We start from the raw sequence: 25,162 nt of genomic DNA, 5'->3' as shown, positions 1-25,162 counted from the left end.
TTATGAAAAACCAGGCGCAGATTATCCCCCTTCCTCGCGAAGAGACGGCGCAGCCGCGTATGGCCGCCGAAATTGTGACGCTGCCCAGCAAACCGGTAGCGCGCCGTTCACCGCTGTTACGCCCGCTGATGGAGCGCGTACTGCCGGGGTTGCTCGGGATTGGCCTGCTGATCTGCCTGTGGCAGGTAGCGGCGCTCAACAGTAAAAACTTCCCCACGCCGTGGCAAACCTGGCAGGCGGCGCTGGAGATCTTTGCCGACCCGTTTTATATCGCCGGGCCGAACGATCAGGGCATTGGCTGGAACGTGCTGGCCTCGTTGCAGCGCGTGGCGGTCGGTTTTGGCCTCGCGGCGCTGGTCGGCATTCCGGCGGGCTTTTTGATTGGCCGCTTCCGGTTTGTCGCCAATATGTTCAACCCGCTGATCTCGCTGCTGCGCCCGGTCAGCCCGTTGGCCTGGCTGCCAATTGGTTTGCTGCTGTTTCAGCGCGCTGAACCAGCCTCCAGCTGGACGATTTTTATCTGCTCGATCTGGCCGATGATCCTCAACACCGCCGAAGGCGTGCGGCAGATCCCGCAGGATTACCTGAACGTGGCGCGGGTGCTGAAGCTTTCGGAGTTCGCCATCATGCGCAAAATCCTGCTGCCCGCCGCGCTGCCCGGCATTCTCACCGGCATGCGCTTATCCATTGGCATTGCCTGGCTGGTGATTGTGGCGGCAGAAATGCTGACCGGCGGCATCGGTATCGGCTTCTGGATCTGGAATGAATGGAACAACCTCAATGTGCAAAACATCATTATCGCCATCGTGGTGATTGGCGTGATCGGCCTGCTGCTGGAGCAGGGGCTGATGTGGATTGCCAGCCGTTTTAACTACACCAGCCGCTAAGGAGGCCACGATGCGTACCCATCCGATTATTCAGGTTCAGCAGGTCAGCCAGCGCTTCAACACCCGCAGCGGTGAGTTTCTCGCGCTGGATAACGTCAGCTTTGATATCCACGCCGGTGAAACCCTGAGCCTGATTGGCCACTCCGGCTGCGGCAAATCAACGCTGTTAAACCTGATTGCCGGTCTGACGCGGCCGACCAGCGGCGGCCTGCTGTGCAATAACCGCGAAATCGACGGTCCAGGGCCGGAGCGCGGCGTGGTGTTTCAGAACCACTCGCTGCTGCCGTGGCTCACCACCTATGACAACGTGGCGCTGGCCGTTCGCCAGGTTTTTCGCGGCGAAATGAGCAAAGCAGAGATGCACGAGTGGATTATGCACAACCTCGATCTGGTGCAGATGAGCCACGCCTGGAACAAGCGCCCGCACGAAATCTCCGGTGGCATGAAGCAGCGCGTCGGCATTGCCCGCGCGCTGGCGATGAAACCTGCCGTATTGCTGATGGACGAACCCTTTGGCGCGCTGGACGCCTTAACCCGCGCCCATTTGCAGGATGCAGTAATGGAGATCCAGCAGCGCCTGCGCACCACCATTGTGCTGATCACCCATGACGTTGACGAAGCGGTACTGCTCTCCGATCGGGTGATGATGATGACCAACGGCCCGGCGGCAACGGTTGGCGAAATCATGGACGTGTCGCTGGAGCGTCCGCGTTCGCGCGTGGCGCTGGCCGACGACGCGCAGTATCAGCGCTATCGCCAGCAGGTTCTGCAATTTCTGTACGAGAAACAGCCGAAAGCGGCCTGATGTCTCTGTCACTTGTTCGATAAGGATTCAGATGATGAAAAAGCCGGTTTTAGCCGTCATTGGGCACGGCATGGTCAGCCACTATTTTTTGCAACAGCTGGTGGAACGCGAGCTGCACCAGCATTACGACATCGTGGTGTTCGGCGAAGAGCGTCTGCCCGCTTATGACCGCGTCCACCTCTCGGAATACTTCGCCGGGCGCAGCGCCGAATCGCTCTCGCTGGTCAGCGATGGTTTTTTTGCCGACAGCGGCATCACTCTGCGCAGCGGCTGCAAAATTGTCGCGATCGACCGCGAACGTCACTGTTTACGCGACGAACAGGGCGCAGAAACGCATTACGACACACTGGTGCTCGCCACCGGTTCTTACGCCTTCGTGCCGCCGATCAGCGGCAATAACCGCCCTGGTTGTCTGGTTTACCGCACGCTTGACGATCTGGACGCTATCGCCGCGCAGGCGAAAAACGCCAAACGCGGCGTGGTGATCGGCGGCGGGTTGCTGGGGCTGGAAGCGGCCAACGCGCTGCGTCAGTTAGGGCTGGAAACCCACGTGGTGGAGTTTGCCCCGCGTCTGATGGCGGTACAGCTTGATGAAGGCGGCGCGATGATGCTGCAACGCAAAATTGAAGCCCTGGGCGTGCAGGTGCACACCCGCAAAGAGACGCGGGAAATCGTTGATGGCGAACAGGCACTGCATCGCCTCTGCTTTGCCGACGGTAGCTGGCTGGAGACCGATCTGCTGCTCTTTTCAGCCGGTATTCGCCCGCGCGATGAGCTGGCGGAGAGCGCGCAACTGCAAAAAGGGCCGCGCGGCGGCATCGTGATTGATGATCAATGCCGCACTTCCGATGCGGCGATTTTCGCCATTGGCGAGTGTGCATTGTGGAACGGGCAGATTTTCGGCCTTGTGGCGCCCGGTTACCAGATGGCGCGCAGCGTGGCGGACACACTGGCGGCGCGCGATACGCCGTTTACCGGCGCGGACATGAGCACCAAACTGAAGCTGCTCGGCGTTGAAGTGGCGTCGCTCGGCGATGCACACGGTAAAACGGAAGGTTGCCAGAGCTATCAGTGGACCGATGGCCCGCGCGAAATCTACAAGAAAATTGTCGTCTCTGCCGACGGCAAACGGCTGCTCGGCGCGGTATTGATTGGCGACAGCGCCGATTACAGCATGCTGCTGCAAATGATGCTCAACGGCATGGCGCTGCCCGCGCAGCCGGAAACGCTGATTTTACCCGCCCGTTCCGGTGATGCGCCGAAAGGCCTCGGCGTGGCGGCGCTGGCGGCCAGCGCGCAAATCTGCTCCTGTCACAATGTCAGCAAAGGCGACATTGCCGCAGCGGTCGCCAGCGGCTGCAGCGAACTGGGGGCGATAAAAAGCTGCACCAAAGCCGGAACTGGCTGCGGCGGCTGCGTGCCGTTGCTGAAGCAGGTGATGGAGCATGAGCTGCAACAGCTTGGCGTGGAAGTGAAAAAAGATCTCTGCGAGCATTTTGCCTGGTCGCGCCAGGAGCTGTATCACCTGATCCGCCTGCATGAAATTCGCAGCTTCGATGAATTGATTAGCCGCTTCGGCAAAGGCCACGGTTGTGAAGTGTGCAAGCCACTGGTCGGCTCTTTGCTGGCTTCCTGCTGGAATGATTACCTGCTCAAACCGCAGCATCTGCCGTTGCAGGATACTAACGACCGTTTCTTCGCCAATATCCAGAAAGATGGCACTTACTCGGTGGTGCCGCGCATTCCGGCTGGCGAAATCACGCCGCAGGGCTTGATCGCCATTGGCGAAGTGGCGCAGCGCTACAACCTCTACACCAAAATTACCGGCGGCCAGCGGGTGGATCTGTTTGGCGCGCGGCTGGAGCAACTGCCTGCGATCTGGGAGAGGCTGATCGCCGCCGGGTTTGAAACCGGCCATGCTTACGGCAAATCCCTGCGCACGGTGAAATCCTGCGTCGGTTCTACCTGGTGCCGCTACGGTGTGCAGGACTCGACCGGCATGGCGATCACCCTGGAGAACCGCTACAAGGGGCTGCGCTCGCCGCACAAAATCAAAATGGCCGTTTCCGGTTGTACCCGCGAATGCGCCGAAGCGCAGGGCAAAGACATTGGCGTGATCGCCACCGATAAAGGCTGGAACCTCTATGTCTGCGGCAATGGCGGCATGAAGCCGCGCCATGCGGACTTGTTCGCCAGCGATCTCGACAGCGAAGCGCTGATCCGCACCATCGATCGCGTGTTGATGTTCTATATCCGCACCGCCGATCGCCTGCAGCGCACCAGCACCTGGCTCGACAATATGGAAGGCGGCCTTGCGTACTTACAACAGGTGATCCTGCACGACAGTCTGGAGATTGGCGCTGAGCTGGAGCGTGAAATGCAGCAGGTGGTGGACGCTTACCAGTGCGAATGGAAAACCACGCTCGATAGCGCGGAAAACCGTCTGCTGTTCCGCGGCTTCCTCAACAGCGATCGCCCGGATGAAGCGGTGGTGATGGTGCCGGAGCGCGGGCAGATCCGCCCGGCCAGAAGCGAGGAAAAAACCGCGCAGGCGACAACGCTGCCTGGCGTCGAAGCCGAATGGGTGCATGTTGGCGCGGTGGCGGATATTCCGGCCAACAGCGGGGTCGCCGCGCGTCTGGGTCAGCAACAGATTGCGCTGTTCCATCTGCCCGCAAGCGAGGCGCAGATTTTCGCGCTGGACAATCGCGAACCGGGCAGCGAAGCCAATGTGCTGGCGCGCGGTCTGGTGGGCGATAAAGAGGGCGAACCGATCGTGATTTCGCCGCTCTACAAACAGCGTTTCCGACTGTGCGACGGCGTCAGCCTCGACGATGCCACGCTGCGGGTGCGCGTCTGGCCGGTCAACATTATCGACGGGCATATCTGGGTTCATCGCCAGCCGCTGGCAGAGAGCACTTTCCCGGCGATTGCCGAAGCGTCATAAGCCGCAACGGGGGCAAAAATGGATCTAAAAAGTGTATGCCCTTATTGCGGGGTAGGCTGCGGGCTGGTTATGAAAGTGGAAAACCAACGCATTATCAACGTAGTAGGGGATAAAACGCACCCCACCAATCAGGGGCGTTTATGCACCAAAGGTAAAAGCTGTGCGCAGGCGATTACCGCAGCGGGCAGGCTGGATCGCGCATGGCTGCGCACTTCGCGCCAGCAAGAGCCGGTGCCGGTCGGCATCGACAGCGCCATCACGCAAACCGCACAACGGTTGCGCGCCATTATCGATAATCATGGCCCTGATGCGCTGGCGCTGTATGTGTCCGGGCAGATGTCGCTGGAAGCGCAGTATCTGGCGAACAAGCTGGCAAAGGGGTTTATCGGCACGCAACATATCGAGTCCAACTCGCGGCTGTGCATGGCCAGCGCCGCCAGCGGCTATAAGCTGTCGCTGGGGGCTGACGGGCCGCCGGGATCTTATGATGATTTCGATCGCGCCGATCTCTTTCTGGTGATCGGCGCAAACATGGCCGACTGCCACCCGATCCTGTTTCTGCGCATGATGGACAGAGTCAAAGCTGGGGCAAAGCTGATTGTCGTCGATCCCCGGCGTACCGCCACGGCGGAGAAAGCCTCGCTGTTTTTGCAGATCAAACCCGGCACCGACCTCGCTTTGCTGAACGGTCTGCTCGGGTTGCTGGTGCAGAACGGCCAGATCGACGAGGCGTTTATTGAACATTGCACCGAAGGCTGGCAGGCGATGCCGGATTTCTTGCAGGACTATTTACCGCAGCAGGTGGCCGAACGTACCGGGCTGGCGGAGGCGGACATTCGCCAGGCGGCGCAGTGGATTGGCGAAGCCACCGAGTGGATGAGTTGCTGGACGATGGGGCTGAACCAGAGCACCCACGGCACCTGGAGCACCAATGCGCTGTGCAATTTGCATCTGGCAACAGGGGCGATTTGCCGTCCCGGCAGCGGCCCGTTCTCGCTGACCGGGCAGCCAAACGCGATGGGCGGGCGCGAAGTGGGCTATATGGGCGCCGGATTGCCCGGCCAGCGCTCGCTGCTGGTGGAAAAAGACAGGGCCTTTGTCGAGCAGCTCTGGCAGCGACCGCCGGGTTCACTGCGCAGCGATAGCGGCCACGGCACGGTGTCGATGTTCGATGAGATGCGCGCCGGGAAAATTAAAGCCTGCTGGATAATCTGCACTAACCCGGTCGCCACGGTCCCCAATCGCCAGCAGGTGATTGCCGCGCTACAGCAGGCGGAACTGGTGATCACCCAGGATGCGTTTCTCGATACCGAAACCAACCGCTATGCCGATATTTTGCTGCCGGGCGCGCTGTGGGCGGAAGCGGAAGGGGTGATGATCAACTCCGAACGCACCATGACGCTGATGCAGCAGGCGGTGTTGCCGCCGGGCGAGGCGCTGGCCGACTGGCAAATTATCGCCCGCGTGGCCTGCGAAATGGGCTATGCCGAGGGTTTTACCTATGCCAGCGCTGCCGAAGTCTTCGACGAGATCCGCCAGTCGTATAACCCGGAAACCGGCTATGACATTCGCGGTGCCAGCCATGCGCGGCTGCGCGAGATGCCGTTGCAATGGCCGTGCCCGCCGGATGACACACAGCAACGCCACCCGATTCGTTATCTGCAGCACTGCGCCACGGCGCGGGTGCGTTTCGCCACCGCCAGCGGCAAGGCGCAATTCTTCGCCCGCCCGGATCTGGCACCCGTGGAGATGCCGGATGACGAATTTCCGTTGGTGCTGAATACCGGGCGCGTCCAGCACCAGTGGCACACCCTGACGAAAACCGGGAAGATCCCGATGCTCAATCAGCTCAACCCTGGTCCGTTTGTTGAAATCGCACCACAGGATGCCGAACGGCTTAACATCCGCGCGGGCGAGCTGGTGGATATTCGCTCCCGGCGCGGGCTGGCGACGCTGCCTGCGGTGATCACCGATCGGGTCAGCCCCGGCACCTGTTTCGCGCCGTTTCACTGGAACGATCTGTTTGGCGACAGGCTGGCAATCAATGCGGTGACCAGCGACGCCGTCGATCCCATTTCACTGCAACCGGAACTGAAACATGCCGCCGTCGCGCTGACGCGCAGCGCGCAGCAGCCGGTGATGAGCGAAAAAAACGCCGTAACCGCGCAAGCCACGCCGGGCGTGCTGCTGGTGCTGTGGGCGTCAATGACCGGCAATGCGCAGGCCTTTGCCCGCCGCTGCGCCGGGCATTTTCTCGATGCCGGGCAGGCGGTAAAACTGCGGGGAATGGAGAGCGTCGGCGTGGCCGATATTGCCGCCGCCTCGCACGTATTACTGGTTGCCAGTACCTTCGGCGATGGCGATCCGCCGGACAATGGCGCGGCGCTCTGGACAGCGCTGGAAAGCGACAGCGCGCCTGAACTCACCGGGACGGCATTTTCAGTACTCGCCTTTGGCGATGCCAGCTACGATCGGTTTTGCGGCTTTGGCCGCAAGCTTGATGCCCGGCTGGCAGCGCTGGGCGCGCAGCGGCTGGTGGCGCGCCATGAATGCGATGCTGGCGATAATGCGCCAGCGCAGCAGTGGCTGAATGCGGTGCAGCGCGCGCTGCTCGGTGAGGTCATCGCGGAAACCAGCGAAACGCAACCAAAGCCCGGCTTTAGCCGCCATCAGCCGTTAACTGTTCCGCTGGTAGTCAATCAGCGGCTGAACGCGTCGGTGGCGCAAAAAGAGATCCGCCAGGTGGTTTTTGATCTGCAAGGCAGCGGCATGCATTATGAGGCGGGCGATGCGCTCGGCGTCTGGCCGATCAACTGCCCGCAACAGGTTGATAAGGTGTTGCGTCTGCTGGAACTGGATGCGCAAACGCTGGTACAACTGAGCGATAAAGGCGAAATGACGTTGCGTGAAGCGCTGACCAACGAGATGGATATCACGCGCATTACTCCGGACATCATGCGGTTTGTCTGCGAACAGACCGGCAACGCGGCGTTAAAAACGCAGCTCGACAACACCGGGGAATTATCGCAGTGGCTGTGGGGACGCCAGCTTAGCGATCTGCTGCAGATGTCCCCGGTTCGCGCGTCGGCGCAGACGTGGTTGTCGGTGCTGCGCCGTTTACAGCCGCGCTTCTACTCCATTTCTTCCAGCCCAAAGGTTTCGCCGCAGCAGGTAGCGCTGACGGTCGCGACGGTGCGTTATGGTGAAGGGAATCAGCGCGGTGGCGTCTGCTCAACGTTTCTCGCCGACCGGGCGACCAGCGCGGCAGTATTTATTCACTCGTCGCCGCACTTCCGTCTGCCCGCCAACCCGCAAACGCCGGTGATTATGGTTGGCGCGGGCACCGGTATCGCGCCGTTTCGCGGCTTCTTACAGGAACGGCAGGCCACCGCTGCGCCGGGCCGCAACTGGCTGTTCTTTGGCGAGCAGCATGCGGCAACGGATTTCTGGTATCAGGAGGAGCTGGAAGCTTGGCAGCGCGGCGGCGTTCTGCACCGCCTGAGCACGGCGTTTTCCCGCGATCAGGCGGAAAAAATCTACGTGCAGCACCGCATGGTGGAAGAGGGGGCTGAGCTGTGGCGCTGGCTGTGCGACGGCGCCTGTTTTTATGTCTGCGGCGATGCCAGCCAGATGGCGAAAGATGTCGACGCGGCGTTAAAGCAGGTGGTGCAAACCTTTGGCGGCATGCGCGCCGATGAGGCCAGCGACTGGGTGGCGGCACTGGCGCGCGAGAAACGCTACCTGCGGGATGTCTATTAGTGGTTTACGGCGGCGGTTTATCATCACCAGCAGTCTGGCAAAGCTCAGCGGAACCCGGCAACCGCAGGGCGATGCTGGCTTATGCATCACCCGGTAGCGAAGGGCGGCTGGTGACCATCATCCGGCGCAGAAAACCGATATCACGCGTTTGTTCCAGATCCGCTAATTGCTGGTAAAGCGCCTGCGCATCGGGCAGATGCGCGCAGCAATCGAGGAATTTCGCCTGCCGTTCCGCCTCGCTGAACGGTTCTTCCAGCACACCTTTTGCCTGCCAGCGCGAGTGGCGAAGCGTGCGGCCATCTTTAAGCGTTACTGTCAGCGTATGCGGCAGCGCGGCGTTTTCGTTTTCCTGCTCTGCTGTCCAGTGGCTCATGGTAATACGCGCCAGTTTCTGCGCATCGCTCTGCGCAGCAACGGCCTGCGGCGTGAAATCCGAAACGCTGAGCGCCCCTTTTTCCAGCATCACCGCCACGCAGTAAGGCATGGAAAACCGCGCCTGCATTTCGTCAGCGGGTTGCGGGTACGCCAGGTTGCGCCAGTTGGCAATGCCCACCTGGCAGTGCACCTGTTCAACTTCATCGGTATGGAAGAGCTGTTGCGCCTGCAAATCGGCAATTGCATCCAGAATGCGGTGCGTCGAGCCGCAACAGGGGTGTTTTTTCGGCATGACGCCGACGCGCTCAATCACATGCTGGCGGTCGTTAAGCCAGCCCGGCTGGCTTAACGTTCCGGCATAGAGTTCGGCAAAACCCTGCGGGCATTCAAAAATATCCAGCCTGCCGTGCATCCCCGTGCGGGCAAGGGTTGCGGCTTCAACGGCGTTACGCGCGGCCATACCAGCATGAAACGGTTTGAGCGGCGTGCCGAACTGGCCTTTTACGCCGCTGGCCATGCTGACCGCTATGCTCAGCGTGCGGGCAATGCCTGGCGCATCTTGCCCCATCAGCGCTGCCACGCCTGCGGCGCTACCGATGCAGCCAATGGTCGATGTGCCGTGCCATCCGGCGGTGTAATGGCCGTAACCGGTCGCTTCACCAATAAACGCCTGCGCCTGCAAACCCACCAGATAAGCGGCAATCAGCTCCGCGCCGCTGCTGTTCTGCGCCAGCGCCACCGGTAACAGAGCCGGAAGCAGTACGGCGGAAGCGTGGCTCATGCCCGGCGTAAAATTATCGTCATAGTCGATGGCGTGCGCAGCGGTGGCGTTCACCAGCGCCGCCTGTGCGGCACTGCGCGGCGAATCGTGCCACGCCTCGCTTACCGCGCGGGTGGAAAAGTCATTCTGCCCGGCGACCATGCAGGCCAGCGTATCGGTAATGGCTTCGCGCGCCAGCGTTTTTGCCCGCTCGCTAAAGGGCTGCGGTGCGGCGCACCAGCGCGCCAGCGTTTCGATCAGTGTCATGATGCCAACTCCTTCCGACGCCAGATGGCGCTTATGCTTCACTCGCCGCGAGAAACTCACGGGTATAGGTTTCTTGCGCGTCGCCCTTTCGTAAACGCGCCGCACTAATCTCTTCCAGCAATTTCCCCTGATACATCACGCCAATGCGTTCGCAAAGGTGGGTAACCACCGCCAAATCGTGGGTGACCAAAAGGTAGGTCAGGTTGCGCTGCTGGCGCATGCGGCTGAGTAAGTTGAGGATCTCCGCCTGGACAGAAACATCCAGCGCGGAAGTAGGCTCATCAAGCAGCAGAACCGACGGTTCGAGGATCAACGCGCGGGCAATCGCCACGCGCTGGCGCTGGCCGCCGGAGAGCTGGTGCGGATAGCGGTAGCGAAAAGCGTCAGAGAGGCCGACTGCATGCAGCACCTCGCTGATCCGCGCTTCGTGCCGATCCATATCGTGCAGTTTTAGCGGCTCGCGCAGGCTGGCCCACACCATTTTTCGCGGGTGCAGCGAGGCATACGGATCCTGAAAAACCATCTGCACCTGACGGTAAAAGGCTTTGTCGCGGTGCGGCTGTTGTTCACGGTTATTAAACAAAATATGGCCGTGATAGTCCGGGTTTAGCCCGGCCAGCGCCCGCAGAATGGTGGATTTTCCACAGCCGGATTCTCCAATCAGGCCGTAACTTTCACCGCGCGCCAGCATCAGGCTGACATCGTTCACCACCTGGCGGTGCTGGTTGCCCTGACCAAAAGCGATGGCGAGATTGACCATTTCAACGGCGCGTTCGGTTGTCGGGATCGGGTTCATTGGGCTACTCCATTGCGGTAACTGGGGCCGTTGAGCCAGGCGGGATCGCGCGTCGGCACGCGCAGCGTTTCTACCGGTTCGCGCAGCCGGGGCTGGCTGGCGAGCAGCGCCTGAGTATAGGGATGGCAGGCCTGGTCAAGTTCGCTGGCACGGATCTCTTCGACAATGCGCCCGGCGTACATCACCAGCACCCGGTCGCAGAAACGCGACACCAGGTTTAAATCATGAGTGATAAACAGCAGCCCGGTCTGGCGGCGTTGCAGTTGCTCATCAAGAATGCTGAGCACCTGGCGGCGCACCGTGACATCCAGCGCCGAGGTTGGTTCGTCGGCGATGATCAGATCCGGTTCCGGGATCAGCATCATGGCGATCATCACCCGCTGCCCCATACCGCCAGAGATTTCGTGCGGGTAGAGGCGGGCGACTTTCGCCACCTCGCGAATATGCACCGACTCCAGCATCTCCAGCGCGCGGGCGCGGGCTTCCTCTTTGCTGACGCGACGGTGTAAACGCCAGGCTTCCGCCACCTGATCGCCAATGCGCATTAACGGATTCAGCGAAAAGCGCGGGTCTTGCAGGATCATCGAAATGCGGTTGCCGCGAATAGTGCGCATTTGCCGTTCGCTGGCGTTCAGCAGATCGAACTCACCGAAACGCATTTTAGCGGCCCGCACCTGGCCGATTTTCGGCGTCAGCTTCAGCAGGGCACGGCAGGTCTGTGATTTCCCCGAACCGGATTCGCCGACAATCGCAACCTTTTCCCGCCCTACCTGAAAGCTCACGTCGCGCACCGCGAGGTTATCTTCGTGCGCCCCTTTAAACAGGATGCTGAGGTTTTCTACTTCCAGCAGTGGATTATTCATGGCGGATATCCATTACATCGCGCAGGCCATCGCCGAGCAGGTTAAAGGCCAGGCTGGTAAACAAAATCGCTAAACCGGGAATGGCGGCAATCCAGCCATTGTTCAGCATAAATTCGCGCCCGGAGGCCAGCATCGCGCCCCATTCCGGGCTGGGTGCTTGCGCACCAAGGCCAAGAAAGCCAAGCCCGGCGGCGGTGAGAATAATCGCCGCCATATTGAGCGTGACGCGCACTACCACCGACGGCAGGCACATTGGCATCACGTGGCGCAAAATGATGTGCCACGCCGATGCGCCCTGTAAGCGCACCGCGGCGATGTAATCCATCTTGCGGATAGCCAGCGTTTCAGCGCGTGCCAGGCGGGCAATCGGCGGCCAGGCGGAGAGGGAAATGGCGATAATCGCGTTCTCAATGCCGGGGCCGAGGGCAGCGACAAACGCCAGTGCGAGGATCAGGCTAGGGAAGGCAAGAAAGATATCCACCAGCCGCATCAGCAGCGTATCGACGCGCCCGCCGAGATAGCCCGCCGTGGCGCCAATCACCAGCCCGAGCGGGGTGATAATCAGCGCCGTCAACCCGGTGATATAGAGCGTGATGCGCGCGCCATACAGCAGGCGGCTAAAGATGTCGCGCCCCAGTTCATCGGTGCCGAGCCAGTGCTCCGCACTCGGGGGTTGCAGGCGCAGCGCCAGGTTTTGCGCGTAGATATCGTGGTTTGCCAGCCACGGCGCAAACAGCGCGGCGGCAACAATGATCAGCAGCACCAGCAGGCCAAACAGCGCAGAGTGGTTGGCGCAAAAACGTCGCCACTGGATCCAGCTAAGCTGCACTCTGGCTTGCAACGGGGTTTGCGGCGCCGGATCGCGCAGCCATGCGCGCAGCCCCTGGCGCGGATGGGCGCGCAGGTATTTGGTCGAATCGGTCATTGCTCCTCCCGTCGCGTGCGCGGATCGAAGATGCGGTACAGCAGATCGCACAGCAGGTTAAGGGCGACAAAAATCGCGCCGGTCAGCAGGGTGCAGCCGACCACGGCATTCATATCGCCCGCCAGCAGAGCGTTGGTCAGGTAGCGGCCAAAACCGGGCCAGGCGAAGACGGTTTCCGTCAATACCGCCCCTTCCAGCAGCCACGCCCAGGAGAGCGCCACCACGGTCAGCACCGGCACGGCAATATTGCGAAACGCGTGTACCCAGACGCAGCGCGCCCAGGACAAACCTTTGACGCGGGCAGTGATGATGTACTCCTGGGAAAGCTGCTCGATCATAAAACTGCGGGTCATGCGGCTGATATACGCCAGCGCGCTCAGCCCGAGGATCGAGGCGGGCAGAATGATGTGGCTGAAGACGTTTTTGAATACCGCCCAGTTGCCGCTCAGGGCGCTATCCAGTAGCCAGAATCCGGTGACCGGGTGTAGCTCGAATTCGTAGATAAAGTCGATGCGCCCCGGACCACCGATCCAGCCAAGGGTGGCGTAAAACAGCAGCAGCCCCATTAACCCCAGCCAGAAGTGCGGCGTGGAGTAACTCAGCAAACCGACAAAACGGATCAGGTGATCAAACCACGAGTTGCGATACATTGCGGCGAAAACCCCGGCGGGAATGCCGAGGCCGACGCCAATTATCGCCGCCACCGTGGCCAGTTCCAGCGTTGCCGGAAAGACGCGGGCGATATCCTGCGCCACAGGCTGGCTGGTGGTCAGCGCGGTGCCGAAATCCAGGTGCAGCAACTGCCAGACATAATCGACAAACTGTTTCCACAGCGGCTGATTCAGCCCGAGTTGTGCATACATCTTCTCGTAGGCTTCGTGGCTGGCGTTATCGCCAATCACCGCCACTACCGGGTCGATAGGCAGCAGCCGACCGATAAAGAAGGTCAGCGCCGCCAGCCCCAGCAGCGTACAGCAGATGGAAAGGGCTCCCCGGAAGATACGGCCTGTCAGGCGCATCCACGGCGGCGGAGCGTTATCGGTTGTGGTCGGTGCAATAACCTGAGACATCAGCAACCTCCATTACTTACTTGCGTCACCGTACCAGACGCGAAAACCGTTCCACGTCCAGTTCTTCACCGCCGGGCTAATGCCCGCGCTGTTGTACATCTGGAACATGATCGCCATCGGTCCTTTTTCCATGACCTTTTTCTGCAATGCGGCATACATCTCACTGCGTTTGGCGTCATCCGGCTCCAGCAGGGCGGCTTCCACTTTCTGGTTCATCTGCGGGTCGTAGTAAGCGGCGCGCCAGCTCGGATACTGCGTGGCGCGAGCCTCTTTGCGGTTATCCGGGTTAAACACCAGCCTTGAGGCGTTGCCGTAGGCATCCGGCACGGAGGTTTGCCAGGCCATCATCGCGCTCTGGAATTCTCGTCCGCGCGCCCGGCTAAACAACTGGGCGTTCGCCATGCGCTCCAGCGTCAGCTTGACGCCGATTTTCGAGGCATTCTGCTGAATGCTTTGCGCGATGGGCGCGGAGTGGGCAAGGGTGCCGAAAATGACCGACGCGCTAAAACCATTTGGGTAACCGGCTTCGGTGAGTAGCTGTTTGGCTTTCGCCAGATCGAGTTTGAACGGCTGGCCTTCCTTTTCGTCCAGCGCGCCGAACGCGCCAAGCTGCACAAAGCTCGCGCGCGGTACACCGAGGTAAGGCATCACGCTTTTGCCTAAGCCGTCGTAGTCGATCAGATAGCGCATGGCGAGGCGCACTTTTTCATTTTTGAAGATTGGATCTTCGTTGTTGAAGGTCCAGAAAAAGAGCTGCGGTTTCAGGACTTTGTCCACCCTGACTTTGCCGCCTTGATCCAGGGTTTTCAGATCATCAGCCGACAGATCGCGGGCAATATCCACATCACCCTGCGTCAACAGCAGGCGCTGCGTGCCGGTTTCGGCAACGTGGCGGATCAGTACACGTTTCAGTACCGGCGCTTTGCCCCAGTAGTGATCGGTGGCCTGCAACATCACGCCTTCACCGGCGTTCCAGCGCACCAGTTGATACGGGCCAACGCAGGCAGTATGCGTGGTGAGGTATTTGTGGCCGAAATCGCCCTCCACGGCCTCTTTTTCCACCACTTTGCGGTTGAGCAGCGACGAGACGTTATTGGCGGCGATTGCCTGTAAAACGAGGCTGGTGGGGTAGGGTTTATCCAGCGTCATCACCAGCGTTTTGTCGTCCGGCGCGATAATGCGGCTGTCGACATTCTCTTTGTTAAAGCCATATTCGGTGATTTGCGCGGCGTTACCGTAACCGAGTTTCACCACCCGCTGCATGGACCACGCCAGATCGCCTGCGCTGGCGGGCGTGCCGTCCGGGAACTTCAGGTTGTCCTGCAAATGGAAAGTGAGGGTCTTGCGGTCCGGCGAGACATCCCAGCTTTTCGCCATGGCCGGGGTCAGTTTCTTCTCATCTTTCACATCAAAATCGACCAGCGCATCGCAGGTGTTGGCGTAGATTTCGCTGGTCACCACTTCGCCAATCTGCGCCGGGTCCCAGGTGCTGATGGCGTCAATATTCCATGCCATCACCAGTGAATCCGGCGGCGTGGCGGCCTGAGCATGAAGGCTGACGGCGCTGGTCAGCGCCATGGCTACGGCAATCGGGGTGAATTTCATGTCGGATATCCTTATAACGTGGCCGGGCGTGGCTGGATGGGCGGCATCACCTCTTCCGGGATAGGGCAGTGATACGGTTTTTCGCTCACCTGCTCGAAGTGCGCTTTTTTCACTTGCGCCAGTAGTACCTTGTCGGTCAACACATCGACGGCAGTGGCAGCCATCACTTTCGCCACATGGGAAAGGCCTTTATGGGCGGCAGGCATCTTGCCCTGTGCGGTGAGTTGCCAGGAGTGGCCCGGCGTGCCAATCGCCATGGTGGGAATATGCGCCTGCACGGTCGGCAGCACCCAACTGACATCGCCGACGTCGGTGGAGCCAATCATCACTTCGCCGTGGGTATCCAGCGGGATGATGTAGTCGCTGAGCGGTTTCGGGTTTGCGGGTTTAATCCCGGTTTTGCGATAGCAACTGGCAATCTCCTCTTCGGAGAGCGTGCCCTGGATTTCAGCGGCAAAGGCCATGTCGGCATCGTCGAACGGCACCGTACCAAGGCTTTCCAGATTGCGCTGCATCGCCTCTTCCAGCGGACGGTTGCCGAGCAGGTTAGAGACGGCGCTCATGATGCTGATCTCCACTTTGGTGTCGGTCATCAGCGCAGCGCCCTGCGCCACACGTTTTACGCGTTCGTTCAGTTCAAACATGGCGTGGACATCGCGCGCGCGAATGGCGTAGCGCACCGCTGCTTTCGCCTGCACCACGTTTGGCGCAATGCCGCCGGAATCGAGCATCGCGTAATGGATGCGGGAATCCTGCGGTACATGCTCACGCAGAAACTGGACGCCCACGTTCATCAATTCTGCGGCGTCGAGCGCGCTGCGGCCTAAATGTGGGGAGGCGGCGGCGTGGGAGGAGCGGCCAGTGAAGAAGAAATCCATGCGGGTATTGGCCAGCGACAGCGGTTTCGCCACTTCATGATGTGCGCTGGGATGCCAGGTGATCGCCACATCAACACCATCGAAAGCTCCGGCGCGCGCCATAAAGGATTTCGCCGCGCCGCCTTCTTCCGCCGGACAACCGTAGTAACGTACTCGGCCCGGCGTGCCGGTCTCTTCCAGCCAGGCTTTCAGCGCGGTGGCTGCCAGCATGGCGCCGGAGCCGAGCAGATTATGCCCGCAACCGTGTCCATGACCGTTGCCCGGCAGCGGCGAGTAGTGCGCGACGCCGGAGGCCTGGCTCAGACCAGGCAATGCATCGTATTCACCTAGGAAAGCGATGATCGGCCCGCCGCTTCCCGCTTCGCCCATTACGGCGGTAGGAATACCGGCGACGTTTTCAGTGACGCGGAAACCTTGCGTTTTTAGCATGGCGGTATGTTCGGCCACCGAGCGGTATTCGGTGTAGCAGATCTCTGGTGTACCCCATACACGATCGCTGAGATCGCAGAAATCGTGCTGATAGTTCTCTACCCACTTCCAGACTAACGCTTTGTTTTCCATGATACTCCCCAGTTTGGTTGGTCGGCATAATGCGCACGCGTTAACGTCGCTGTACCACCAGAATGAGGGCAACGGTTCGTAAAAGGCCAATGAGCAATTCACACTGGCTATTCCGTTCTTGCATAGTCTGCCGCCATCAGGCGGCATGGGCGGTTTCGCTCTGCTGGATCAACTGCCAAAGTTGTTCCGCTTGCGGGTTGCGCAGCACCGGCTGGCGATAGAGACGGATCGCCAGTTTGATCTCCTGGTCGCTGCTGCCGGCGCGCACCAGCGTGCCGTTTGACAACTCCTCATGAACAAGGCTCAGCGGCAGCCAGGCAACGCCGCCGCCCGCCAGCGTCATCGCTTTCAGGTTGGCCGACATGCCGTTTTCATACACGGCTTCCAGCGGCAACGGGCGTTCGCTCAGCATTTGCGCCAACGCATGGGCGAAAAAGGAGTGGCTGCCGTAGCTCAGCCACGGAATCGGACGTCCATTGGGGTTGATGGGGTAAAGCGGCTGCCCGCCGCTGTCCGGTCGGCAGACCGGAATCGCCCATTCGCGGCCTAAATGGATCATCGGGTAAGGCGCAAGCTGGCGGATCAGCGACACTGCATCGTGGGCGTAGGTAAGCAGAAAATCGGTTTCGCCGCTGTGCAGAGTGGCGATGTGCTCGACAAAGCTCGGCTTGGAGTTGCACATGCGGATATATCCAAGCTGGTGTTGCAGGTTCAGGCGCTGGATCCAGTCCGGGAAAAAGGTCAGCGACAGGGTATTGAGCATGGCAAAGCGCAACACCGCCGTGCGGGAACGAAAGCGCTGGTTGAGATCGTTACGCAGATGGGTCATGGCGAACACGGTTTCGCTGGCGGTGGCGTGAAAGGCTTCGCCCTCCGGCGTCAGCGTGACCGGATAGGTTTTGCGATCGAACAGCGGGACGCCAAGCCACTCTTCCAGTTAGCGGATGCGACGGCTAAGGGCGGACTGGGTGATGTGCCGCTCATCGGCGGCGCGCGTGAAGCTAAGACTGCGGGCGACACTGAGAAAATCTTCGAACCATTTCAATTCCATAGCGATACCTTGTGAAATGAATGGGAAAACGTCTCCTCGGGTAAACAGTCAGTTACGCAAGAAACGCGCCACTCTTGCAGGCGGGCGTTCACGCGCACTGCAGCGCAGGGCCGGGGAAGAGGCCCCCATGATTGCGCAGAAAGTGCACTAATGAGGTGCAACGGAGTTATATTAAGATGTATTATTAATGCATCTTAATTGATGGGTATTGTGTATGTCTGGTCCACGGATCCTGCGGGAGAAACTGACCATCCGCAAAATGATCGCGCTCTATCAGCGTGCCTGCGCGGATGCGGTTAGCAGCGAGTCGCACTATGTGAATTTGTTCGCTTATGCGGAAAAACGGCTGGATAAGTGCGTGTTCGGCGAAGAAAAACCGGCCTGTAAGCAGTGCCCGGTGCACTGTTACCAGCCCGCAAAGCGTGAAGAGATGAAGCAGATTATGCGCTGGGCGGGGCCGCGTATGTTATGGCGGCATCCGGTGCTGACGGTACGCCATTTGATTGACGATAAACGCCCGGTGCCAGAGCTGCCGGAGAAGTATCGGCGGAAATAGGTTGAGTTGCCGTCCGGCGTTTTTGGAAGATCGTGGAATTATTTCGTTCACCAGCGGTGCAGGCCGGATGGCAGCTTCGCCTTATCCGGCCTGCAACTGCGGCTGCACTCAGGCGCGCGTAGCGATCAAAATCGCCGACGCCTTAATCAGCGCAATCACGCGTTTACCGCTGTCCAACTGCAAATCCTGCACGCTTTCATTGGTCACCACCGCCACCAGCTCAAACCCGGCATCGGTCTGCACATGCACCGTGGCATTGACCGCGCCTTCGGTCACCGAAGTGACTTTCCCGGCGAACTGATTGCGGGCGGAGAACTTCAACCCGCTATCTTCGGTCGCTAGCGTCACCCACGGCGCTTTGATCAGCGCGATAGCCTCTTTGCCTGGTGTCAGCCCCAGCGCCGCCTGGCTGCTGCTGGTGACAATCGCCACCAGCGTTGCGCCGCCGTCGAGAGTGAGTTCCACTTCATCATTCACGGCACCGTGAGAGGTTGCACTGACCTTGCCTGTTAATTGATTTCGCGCTGAAACTGCCATAGACCCTCCATTATGTATGGATATGTTGAATATTTTTCCAGCTTAACATAGTGCGTCTTTATTGATACCTAAACGTTTCATGCGCGAAAGCAGGGTGGTGCGTTTAAGTCCCAGCCGCTGCGCTGCGCCTTTTGGCCCGGCGACCACACCGTTGGTTTCGCGCAGCACACGAACAATCAGCTGGTACTCATCTTCGCCTTCGCGAGCCACTTCAGCAGGCTCCGCTACGGGCTGAGGCGGAACGGTGATTTCCGGCAGCGAAAGTTGCAGCACATTACCGTGCGTCAGCAGTACCGCCCGTTCGATGACGTTCTCCAGCTCGCGCACGTTGCCCGGCCACTCCATGGAGCTCAGCACGCGTAAGGTTTCCGCCGGAATACTGTCGATGCTGCGGCCCATTTTGCGGGCAATTTTGAAGGTGAAGGCTTTCACCAGCAGCGGAATGTCTTCCGGCCGTTCGCGCAGCGGCGGCAGATGAATCGGGAAGACATTGAGCCGGTAGTAAAGATCGCTGCGGAACTCCCGATCGGCGACCATCTGTTTCAGATCGCGGTTGGTGGCGGCGATCAGCCGCACATCGGTCTGGATCAGTTTATTACTGCCGAGCCGCTCGAACTCCTGCTCCTGCAATACGCGCAGCAGCTTCGGTTGTAGCTCCAGCGGCATATCGCCCACTTCATCAAGAAACAGCGAGCTTTTATCCGCCAGCTCGAAGCGGCCAATTCGCTGGGTACTGGCACCGGTAAACGCGCCGCGCTCATGGCCAAAGAGATCGCTTTCCAGCAGCCCGGCAGGCATGGCGGCGCAGTTCATCTTCACCATTCTGCGGCTGTTGCGATCGCTGAGGTTATGGATCGCACGGGCAATCAGCTCCTTGCCGGTGCCCGTTTCGCCGAGGATCAGCACCGTGCTGTTACTTTGCGCCACCATCTCAACCTGTTTCAGCACGCTGAACATCGCCTGGCTGCGGCCGATGATCTCGCCAAACTCGCTATCGACATTATTTAGCTGCTCGGTCAGTGCCAGGTTTTCATCCACCAGCCGCTCCTTCAGGCGGTGAATTTCCTGGTACGCCAGCGCGTTATCCACGGCAATGGCGATGCGTTCGGCAATCTGGCGCAGCAGCTTGAGATTCGCCTGGGTAAACACCTCTTTCTGGCACTGCGCCAGTTTCAGCACGCCGAGCAGATTTTTGCCGGACATCAGCGGCAGCAGGCACAGCGTCTGGATTTGATTGCCCCAGGTTTCAAACAACATTCGCTCGTAGGGCGCGAGTTTGTCGCGCTCGTGCAGATTGAGCAGCAGCATCTCTTTGCTGCGGAACACCCGTTCGGTCAGCGTTCCCTCTTCGTCGGCTTCCTGAATCTCATGCTTCGGATTCAGTTCATCTTTGTAGTGCGTCGAATAGATAGTCAGCTTGCCTTTGCGGCTGCCGCGTAGCACCAGGCTGATAGCATCGATGCCGAAATAGTAGTGGATCTCTTTCGCCACTTCGCTGACCAGCTCGTCCATATGCAGCCGCGAGAGCACCGCATTGGTGATGGCTACCAGAATGCGAAAATCGTCCCGCTCCTGGCACAATAATTGGTAATCCGGCGTCTGGCTGTCGCGGCTCTGGAGCTGCTCGGCGACCACGGCGACGATTTGCGCCAGGGTGTGCAGGCGTTCGCTCTCTTTATCGCTCCACGGTTGCCCGTCGTGGCGAAAAAATTCGCAGCCGCCGAAAATTTGCCCCTCCGCCGCCAGCGGCAGCAGGCAGTAGTGCGCAAACGGCGGATAGAGCCGGTTCTGCGTCAGCGCCGGCCAGGTTTCCGCAAACGTGGCTGCGCTGCAATAGAGCGCCTGCGGGTGGGAAAGAATGTGCCTGACCGGCCCACTCGCCAGCAGTAAATGATCCTCATAAGTTGCGTTGTTTGCAGGGGCGTTGACGGCGTAGCGGCTGGCGCTGTGGCTGTCTGCATGCCACAGCACAATCGCCGCGCTATCCGCGAGTGCCGCCTGGCGGGTCAGCCGGGCCAGCGTTTCGCTGAGTAACGCCATATCCGGCTGTTGTAACAAAACACGGGTGATATCGAACAACCCCTGTTGTCCGAGATCGCTCATCGGTGTATACGACATATTGCTCATCCAGGAACACACTCGCAGGTGTGAAAAAATAATAAAAAACAAAAAATTAGCAAATACGCGGTAACGGTTCCGCGTGGGGTAAATCTAACAGGCGTTTAACGCCGTACAGCCCCGCCAGGCGTACGCCCTGACGTTCAACAACTTCACCAATGATAGCGGCATCCGCGCCAAGCGGGTGGGCGCGTAAACGTGACAGCGCCTGCTCTGCGGCCTCGCGCTGTACGGCAATCACCAGTTTGCCTTCGTTGGCAAAGTTCAGCGCTTCCAGCCCCAGTAACTCGCAAACGCCGCGCACCGCCGGTTTCACCGGTAACGCGGCTTCGTTGAGCTCGATACCGAAGCCGCAGGCTGCGGCAAACTCATGCACCACCGCATTCACGCCGCCGCGCGTGGCATCGCGCAGCGCTTTCACGCCGGGAAGATCGTGCAGGGTGGCGATTAACGGCGTCAGCACCGCGCAATCGCTGGACAACTCGCCGTCCAGCCCCAGCCCTTCGCGCAAGTTAAGAATCGTTGCGCCGTGATCGCCCAGCGTACCGCTTGCCAGCAGTACATCGCCCGGTTGCAGCGACTGCGCCGCCCAGCGAATCGAACGTGGAATCGCGCCAATCCCGGCGGTATTGATAAATAGCTTATCCGCCGCGCCGCGCTGCACCACTTTGGTATCGCCGGTCACAATCGCGATATCGGCCGCGCGGGCGGTGGCGGCCATGCTGTCGACGACGGTTTTCAGCGTCGCCATCGGCAGGCCTTCTTCAAGGATAAACCCGCAAGAGAGATAGCGCGGTGTCGCGCCACTGACGGCGATGTCGTTGGCGGTGCCGCACACCGCCAGCTTGCCAATATTGCCGCCGGGAAAGAACAGCGGATCGATCACATAGCTGTCGGTGGAGAATGCCAGCCTGTCGCCGCTGGCAGCCAGCGCGGCCAGATCCAGCCGCGCCTGATCTTCCTGCTCGGCCAGCCACGGGTTGGCAAACGCCTCCATAAAGAGCTGGCTGATAAGCTGTTGCATCGCCTGGCCGCCGCTGCCGTGGGCGAGTTGGACTTCATTCATACTTCACACTCCTGAGCGCGATACTGATACCAGGCTGCGCAGGCTCCTTCTGAGGAGACCATCAGCGCACCAAAGGCGCTTTGCGGATTACAGGTGTTGCCAAACAGCGGGCACTGGTGCGGTTTGCAGCGGCCGGTCAGCACATCGCCGCAGCGGGCGCGCGGATCGTCATACACCTGCTGCGCGGCCGGGCGAAAGTGCGCTTCGGCATCGAACTGCTGATAAGCCTGCGTCAGATGGACACCGGATTCGCCAATCACCCCCAGCCCGCGCCACTCGCTGTCGCCGCTGACGGCAAATACATCGGCAATCGCAGCCTGCGCCAGCCGGTTACCTTCATCCGGCACGACACGGCGGTACTGGTTTTCCACCCGGCTCTGCGCAGCGATTTTCTGTTCCACCAGCATTACCACGCCCTGCAACAGATCCAGTGGTTCAAACCCGGCAACCACCAGCGGGCGGCGAAATTCTTCGGCAATAAAGGTGTACGCGTCGGTACCGATCACCATGCTGACATGGCCGGGCGCAAGGAAAGCGTCGATGCCGTTATCCGGCTGCTCCAGCAGGCTGCGCAGCGTAGGGATCAGCGTAATGTGCTGGCAGAAAAACCAGAAGTTATTGATGTTGCGGGCTTTCGCCTGTTGCAGCGTAATGGCCGTGGCGGGCATGGTGGTTTCGAAACCGAGGCCGAAGAACACCACTTTGCGCTGCGGATTTTTTTCCGCCAGCGCCAGCGCATCCATCGGTGAATAGACGATGCGCACATCGGCACCGCGCGCTTTCGCCTGTAACAGCGAGCCTTTTTTCCCCGGTACACGAATGGCGTCGCCGAAAGTACAGAAGATCACTTCCGGATGGCTGGCGATCTCCACGCAGGTATCAATACGCCCCATTGGTAACACGCACACCGGGCAGCCCGGCCCGTGGATAAACTCGATGTTTTCCGGCAGTAACTGATCGAGGCCGAATTTAAAGATGGCGTGCGTATGGCCGCCGCACACTTCCATAATGCGCAGCGGACGCGCGGCGGTATAGCTAAGATGAGAGGCCCGTTCGCGCAGATGGGCAATCAGTTGCATCACCTGTTCCGGGGCGCGATATTCGTCGACAAAACGCATTATTTCTCCTCGCCGTAGAGCAGCGCGCCGACATCCGGCTCGACATCGAACATGTTTTGCAGCGCCGCCAGCGTATCCAGCGCCTCCGCTTCGTTAATCACGCTCATGGCAAAACCGACATGCACCAGCACCCACTGGCCGAGACGCGGCTGGCCGTGTTCATCATGGCTGCCGACCAGGGTTAAATCCACGTCGCGCTGAATGCCGCAGACGTCCACTTTGGCTTGCAGGCCGTCAATGGCGCAAATTTGCCCCGGTACGCCTATGCACATCGTTGTGTCTCCAGCCAGTCGAGCCAGGCGTCCATCCCGTCACCTTTGGTGGCGGAAACCAGCAGGATCTCAATCTGCGGGTTCACTTCACGGGCGTAGGCGATGCAGCGTTCGACATCGAAATTGAGGTACGGCAGCAGATCCACTTTGTTCAGCAGCATCAGCGAGGCGGCAGCGAACATGTGCGGATATTTCAGCGGCTTGTCTTCCCCTTCAGTCACTGACAGTACCGCCACTTTATGGCGTTCGCCCAGATCGAAGCCCGCCGGGCATACCAGGTTACCAACGTTTTCAATAAACAGAATGCCGCGATCGTCGAGCGGCAGACGCGGCGCAGCATCGGCAATCATCTGCGCATCCAGGTGGCAACCCTTGCCGGTGTTCACCTGAATCGCCGGGGTACCGGTGGCGCGAATACGCGCGGCGTCATTGACGGTTTGCTGATCCCCTTCGATCACCGCGCAGGGTACGCGCGCATTCAGGCGCTGCAGGGTTTCGGTAAGCAGGGTGGTTTTGCCGGAGCCAGGGCTGGAGACCAGGTTCAGCACCAGTTGCTGGCGGGCGGCAAAGCGGGCGCGGTTGCGGGCGGCGATCTGGTTATTTTTATCCAGTACGTCGATCTCCACTTCCAGCATCCGGCGCTGGCTCATGCCCGGCGCGTGGGTGCCGGCTTCGCCGTGACCGTAATGCAAATCGCCGTTACCCGATTGGGTTGGGGTGAACTCTCGGGTATTGACGCGTGTTATAGTTAGCGCAGGGCGCGCAGCAGGGGCGAACGGTGCGCTGCGAAACGCAGAGTGCGGGTTATGTTCGTCACCCTCGATATAAAGGTTACCGTCCTGACAACCACATGTTGTACACATTGTTTACTCCTCAATTTCCAGGCGCTGAATTTGCATTCCATCGTCGGCAACGATCTGCAACTGGTCGCTGTGGCATTGTGGGCAGCGGCGAACACGCTGGGTGAGCAGCGTGACGTACTGCCGACAAGACTCGCACCAGCACTCCGCTTGCTGTTGTTCGATGTGCAGTGTACAACCTTCAGCCAGGCTGCCACGGCACACCAGATCAAAACAAAACGTTAAAGCTTCGGTTTCGACACAGGAAAATGCGCCCACTTTTAACCAGACGCCGGTAACCCGACGCGCGCCGCTCGCGGTGGCCTGTTGTTCAATAATTTCCAGCGCCCGCTGGCACAAAGTGATCTCATGCATAATCCCTCCTTATGAGTTGCCGCGTTAATGCAATAAGAGTGCCATGAGTGATTTTGACACTGTGACGATGTCGAACCTGTCGAGATGACACGTCGAAATTAACGAATATTTTTATTTATTCCTTTAATAATCAATAAATTAAATGTTGGCATGGATGATGCTTTACCGCCGTTGTTTCAATTAATCAGGTAAGCAGACATGACGATTTGGGAAATTAGCGAAAAGGCAGATTACATTGCCGGGCGACACCATCTCCTGCAGGAGGAGTGGCGCAGTTACTGCAACGCGCTGGTTCAGGGGATCACGCTGTCAAAAGCGCGCCTGCACCATGCCATAGGTTGCGCGCCAGAGCAGCAGCTCTGTTTTGAGCTGTTCGGCCACTTCACGGTCACCGTCTCTCTGACCGGCGGCTTTAATGGTCATACCATCGAATATGCGATTGCCAATAAAGATGGCAGCGATAAACGCTTGATTGCAAAGGCGCAGCTCACCAGCGACGGCAAAGTGGACGGCGTTATCAGCACCCACGATCGTGAAAAAGTGCTGGAGCACTATCTGGAAAAAATCGCCACGGTTTACGACAGCCTGTACGCGGCGGTGGAAAACGATACCCCCATCAATCTCTCTCTTCTTGCCAGCAGCGCGCACGCGTCTGCGCTGGCCTGAGTTTGGGTGTCGAGATGTGTCGAAGTGACACGTCGTGCGACTGATTTCGTCAAAAATGACCGCCCG

General features: G+C 59.7%; 22 protein-coding genes. 6 read left to right on the top strand and 16 right to left on the bottom strand.

Features of this window, described 5'->3' with window-relative positions; genetic code table 11:
• Positions 1-2: 2 nt before the first annotated feature.
• The 4 genes from ntrB to DK872_RS22915 are packed head-to-tail and all read left to right on the top strand — an operon-like array spanning position 3 to position 8,398.
• Entirely contained in the window at positions 3-887 is an 885-nt protein-coding gene (gene ntrB, locus DK872_RS22930; RefSeq protein ID WP_161518883.1) for a nitrate ABC transporter permease, read from the top strand.
• Between the two features lie 10 nt (positions 888-897).
• Positions 898-1,692 carry an ABC transporter ATP-binding protein gene (locus DK872_RS22925; RefSeq protein ID WP_007370489.1) on the top strand — a complete coding sequence of 265 codons (795 nt, stop codon included), beginning with the start codon at positions 898-900 and terminating at the stop codon, positions 1,690-1,692.
• Between the two features lie 34 nt (positions 1,693-1,726).
• Positions 1,727-4,639 (top strand): nitrite reductase large subunit NirB, encoded by a 2,913-nt coding sequence (gene nirB / locus DK872_RS22920; protein ID WP_161518900.1) that lies wholly within the window; start codon positions 1,727-1,729, stop codon positions 4,637-4,639.
• 18 nt (positions 4,640-4,657) lie between these two features.
• A complete protein-coding gene (locus DK872_RS22915; RefSeq protein ID WP_161518882.1) occupies positions 4,658-8,398 on the top strand; it encodes a bifunctional nitrate reductase/sulfite reductase flavoprotein subunit alpha in 3,741 nt (1,246 codons plus the stop codon).
• A 79-nt stretch (positions 8,399-8,477) separates the two neighbouring features.
• Here the strand turns inward: DK872_RS22915 and DK872_RS22910 are convergent, their stop codons facing one another.
• The 9 genes from DK872_RS22910 to DK872_RS27655 all read right to left on the bottom strand — a co-directional run bounded on the left by DK872_RS22910 (position 8,478) and on the right by DK872_RS27655 (position 17,549).
• Positions 8,478-9,800 (bottom strand): MmgE/PrpD family protein, encoded by a 1,323-nt coding sequence (locus tag DK872_RS22910; protein ID WP_161518881.1) that lies wholly within the window; start codon positions 9,798-9,800, stop codon positions 8,478-8,480.
• 31 nt (positions 9,801-9,831) lie between these two features.
• A complete protein-coding gene (locus DK872_RS22905) occupies positions 9,832-10,596 on the bottom strand; it encodes an ABC transporter ATP-binding protein (protein ID WP_072439112.1) in 765 nt (254 codons plus the stop codon).
• Positions 10,593-11,459 (bottom strand): ABC transporter ATP-binding protein, encoded by an 867-nt coding sequence (locus DK872_RS22900; RefSeq protein WP_035890205.1) that lies wholly within the window; start codon positions 11,457-11,459, stop codon positions 10,593-10,595. Before DK872_RS22900 ends, DK872_RS22905 begins: the two co-directional genes overlap by 4 nt.
• Positions 11,452-12,384: an ABC transporter permease gene (locus DK872_RS22895; protein ID WP_071921302.1), complete on the bottom strand. Its 933-nt coding sequence runs from the start codon at positions 12,382-12,384 to the stop codon at positions 11,452-11,454. The genes DK872_RS22900 and DK872_RS22895 overlap by 8 nt, the downstream gene beginning before the upstream one ends.
• Entirely contained in the window at positions 12,381-13,454 is a 1,074-nt protein-coding gene (locus tag DK872_RS22890; protein ID WP_071921301.1) for an ABC transporter permease, read from the bottom strand. Before DK872_RS22890 ends, DK872_RS22895 begins: the two co-directional genes overlap by 4 nt.
• 12 nt (positions 13,455-13,466) lie before the next feature.
• Positions 13,467-15,059, bottom strand: a complete 1,593-nt coding sequence (locus DK872_RS22885) for an ABC transporter substrate-binding protein (protein WP_161518880.1) — start codon at positions 15,057-15,059, stop codon at positions 13,467-13,469.
• 11 nt (positions 15,060-15,070) lie between these two features.
• Positions 15,071-16,498: a M20 family metallopeptidase gene (locus tag DK872_RS22880; RefSeq protein ID WP_007370498.1), complete on the bottom strand. Its 1,428-nt coding sequence runs from the start codon at positions 16,496-16,498 to the stop codon at positions 15,071-15,073.
• 136 nt (positions 16,499-16,634) lie between these two features.
• Complete coding sequence (locus tag DK872_RS22875) at positions 16,635-17,327, bottom strand: substrate-binding domain-containing protein (RefSeq protein ID WP_237656246.1); 693 nt, start codon at positions 17,325-17,327, stop codon at positions 16,635-16,637.
• A 108-nt stretch (positions 17,328-17,435) separates the two neighbouring features.
• Positions 17,436-17,549 carry a LysR family transcriptional regulator gene (locus DK872_RS27655; RefSeq protein WP_237656245.1) on the bottom strand — a complete coding sequence of 38 codons (114 nt, stop codon included), beginning with the start codon at positions 17,547-17,549 and terminating at the stop codon, positions 17,436-17,438.
• A 214-nt stretch (positions 17,550-17,763) separates the two neighbouring features.
• On the opposite strand from DK872_RS27655, the gene DK872_RS22870 reads away from it, so the two are divergent.
• The gene (locus tag DK872_RS22870; protein WP_035890212.1) at positions 17,764-18,105 is read left to right on the top strand and encodes a nitrous oxide-stimulated promoter family protein; all 342 of its coding nucleotides are present in this window, start codon (positions 17,764-17,766) and stop codon (positions 18,103-18,105) included.
• A 108-nt stretch (positions 18,106-18,213) separates the two neighbouring features.
• Here DK872_RS22870 and DK872_RS22865 read toward each other — a convergent pair whose 3' ends face one another.
• Genes DK872_RS22865 through hypA form a run of 7 tightly spaced genes read right to left on the bottom strand, consistent with a single transcriptional unit; the run spans position 18,214 to position 24,430 of the window.
• Positions 18,214-18,642, bottom strand: coding sequence for a molybdopterin-binding protein (locus DK872_RS22865; protein ID WP_007370502.1), 429 nt, complete (start codon positions 18,640-18,642; stop codon positions 18,214-18,216).
• Between the two features lie 42 nt (positions 18,643-18,684).
• Positions 18,685-20,760 (bottom strand): formate hydrogenlyase transcriptional activator FlhA, encoded by a 2,076-nt coding sequence (gene flhA, locus DK872_RS22860; RefSeq protein ID WP_161518879.1) that lies wholly within the window; start codon positions 20,758-20,760, stop codon positions 18,685-18,687.
• 55 nt (positions 20,761-20,815) lie between these two features.
• Entirely contained in the window at positions 20,816-21,826 is a 1,011-nt protein-coding gene (hypE, locus tag DK872_RS22855; RefSeq protein ID WP_007370504.1) for a hydrogenase expression/formation protein HypE, read from the bottom strand.
• A complete protein-coding gene (gene hypD, locus DK872_RS22850) occupies positions 21,823-22,944 on the bottom strand; it encodes a hydrogenase formation protein HypD (protein WP_007370505.1) in 1,122 nt (373 codons plus the stop codon). The genes hypE and hypD overlap by 4 nt, the downstream gene beginning before the upstream one ends.
• Positions 22,944-23,216, bottom strand: coding sequence for a HypC/HybG/HupF family hydrogenase formation chaperone (locus tag DK872_RS22845; protein WP_007370506.1), 273 nt, complete (start codon positions 23,214-23,216; stop codon positions 22,944-22,946). The genes hypD and DK872_RS22845 overlap by 1 nt, the downstream gene beginning before the upstream one ends.
• Complete coding sequence (gene hypB / locus DK872_RS22840; protein ID WP_007370507.1) at positions 23,207-24,079, bottom strand: hydrogenase nickel incorporation protein HypB; 873 nt, start codon at positions 24,077-24,079, stop codon at positions 23,207-23,209. Before hypB ends, DK872_RS22845 begins: the two co-directional genes overlap by 10 nt.
• A gap of 3 nt (positions 24,080-24,082) precedes the next feature.
• On the bottom strand, positions 24,083-24,430 hold the full coding sequence (hypA, locus tag DK872_RS22835) for a hydrogenase maturation nickel metallochaperone HypA (RefSeq protein ID WP_007370508.1): 348 nt from the start codon (positions 24,428-24,430) through the stop codon (positions 24,083-24,085).
• A 198-nt stretch (positions 24,431-24,628) separates the two neighbouring features.
• Here hypA and hycA point away from each other — a divergent pair, with 198 nt between their 5' ends.
• The gene (gene hycA, locus DK872_RS22830) at positions 24,629-25,096 is read left to right on the top strand and encodes a formate hydrogenlyase regulator HycA (protein ID WP_007370509.1); all 468 of its coding nucleotides are present in this window, start codon (positions 24,629-24,631) and stop codon (positions 25,094-25,096) included.
• Positions 25,097-25,162 lie beyond the last annotated feature (66 nt).

Source organism: Kosakonia sp. MH5, assembly GCF_009935945.1.
Taxonomy (GTDB): Bacteria; Pseudomonadota; Gammaproteobacteria; order Enterobacterales; family Enterobacteriaceae; genus Kosakonia; species Kosakonia radicincitans.
The sequence above is the reverse complement of the archived record's forward strand: the minus strand, read 5'-3'. Positions and strand labels throughout refer to the sequence as shown.

Excerpts from the sequence above, each read along its gene's own strand:
- ntrB (WP_161518883.1), top strand. The coding sequence starts at position 3 with ATGAAAAACCAGGCGCAGATTATCCCCCTTCCTCGCGAAGAGACGGCG.
- DK872_RS22925 (WP_007370489.1), top strand. The coding sequence starts at position 898 with ATGCGTACCCATCCGATTATTCAGGTTCAGCAGGTCAGCCAGCGCTTC.
- nirB (WP_161518900.1), top strand. The coding sequence starts at position 1,727 with ATGAAAAAGCCGGTTTTAGCCGTCATTGGGCACGGCATGGTCAGCCAC.
- DK872_RS22915 (WP_161518882.1), top strand. The coding sequence starts at position 4,658 with ATGGATCTAAAAAGTGTATGCCCTTATTGCGGGGTAGGCTGCGGGCTG.
- DK872_RS22910 (WP_161518881.1), bottom strand. The coding sequence starts at position 9,800 with ATGACACTGATCGAAACGCTGGCGCGCTGGTGCGCCGCACCGCAGCCC.
- DK872_RS22905 (WP_072439112.1), bottom strand. The coding sequence starts at position 10,596 with ATGAACCCGATCCCGACAACCGAACGCGCCGTTGAAATGGTCAATCTC.
- DK872_RS22900 (WP_035890205.1), bottom strand. The coding sequence starts at position 11,459 with ATGAATAATCCACTGCTGGAAGTAGAAAACCTCAGCATCCTGTTTAAA.
- DK872_RS22895 (WP_071921302.1), bottom strand. The coding sequence starts at position 12,384 with ATGACCGATTCGACCAAATACCTGCGCGCCCATCCGCGCCAGGGGCTG.
- DK872_RS22890 (WP_071921301.1), bottom strand. The coding sequence starts at position 13,454 with ATGTCTCAGGTTATTGCACCGACCACAACCGATAACGCTCCGCCGCCG.
- DK872_RS22885 (WP_161518880.1), bottom strand. The coding sequence starts at position 15,059 with ATGAAATTCACCCCGATTGCCGTAGCCATGGCGCTGACCAGCGCCGTC.
- DK872_RS22880 (WP_007370498.1), bottom strand. The coding sequence starts at position 16,498 with ATGGAAAACAAAGCGTTAGTCTGGAAGTGGGTAGAGAACTATCAGCAC.
- DK872_RS22875 (WP_237656246.1), bottom strand. The coding sequence starts at position 17,327 with ATGACCCATCTGCGTAACGATCTCAACCAGCGCTTTCGTTCCCGCACG.
- DK872_RS27655 (WP_237656245.1), bottom strand. The coding sequence starts at position 17,549 with ATGGAATTGAAATGGTTCGAAGATTTTCTCAGTGTCGCCCGCAGTCTT.
- DK872_RS22870 (WP_035890212.1), top strand. The coding sequence starts at position 17,764 with ATGTCTGGTCCACGGATCCTGCGGGAGAAACTGACCATCCGCAAAATG.
- DK872_RS22865 (WP_007370502.1), bottom strand. The coding sequence starts at position 18,642 with ATGGCAGTTTCAGCGCGAAATCAATTAACAGGCAAGGTCAGTGCAACC.
- flhA (WP_161518879.1), bottom strand. The coding sequence starts at position 20,760 with ATGTCGTATACACCGATGAGCGATCTCGGACAACAGGGGTTGTTCGAT.
- hypE (WP_007370504.1), bottom strand. The coding sequence starts at position 21,826 with ATGAATGAAGTCCAACTCGCCCACGGCAGCGGCGGCCAGGCGATGCAA.
- hypD (WP_007370505.1), bottom strand. The coding sequence starts at position 22,944 with ATGCGTTTTGTCGACGAATATCGCGCCCCGGAACAGGTGATGCAACTG.
- DK872_RS22845 (WP_007370506.1), bottom strand. The coding sequence starts at position 23,216 with ATGTGCATAGGCGTACCGGGGCAAATTTGCGCCATTGACGGCCTGCAA.
- hypB (WP_007370507.1), bottom strand. The coding sequence starts at position 24,079 with ATGTGTACAACATGTGGTTGTCAGGACGGTAACCTTTATATCGAGGGT.
- hypA (WP_007370508.1), bottom strand. The coding sequence starts at position 24,430 with ATGCATGAGATCACTTTGTGCCAGCGGGCGCTGGAAATTATTGAACAA.
- hycA (WP_007370509.1), top strand. The coding sequence starts at position 24,629 with ATGACGATTTGGGAAATTAGCGAAAAGGCAGATTACATTGCCGGGCGA.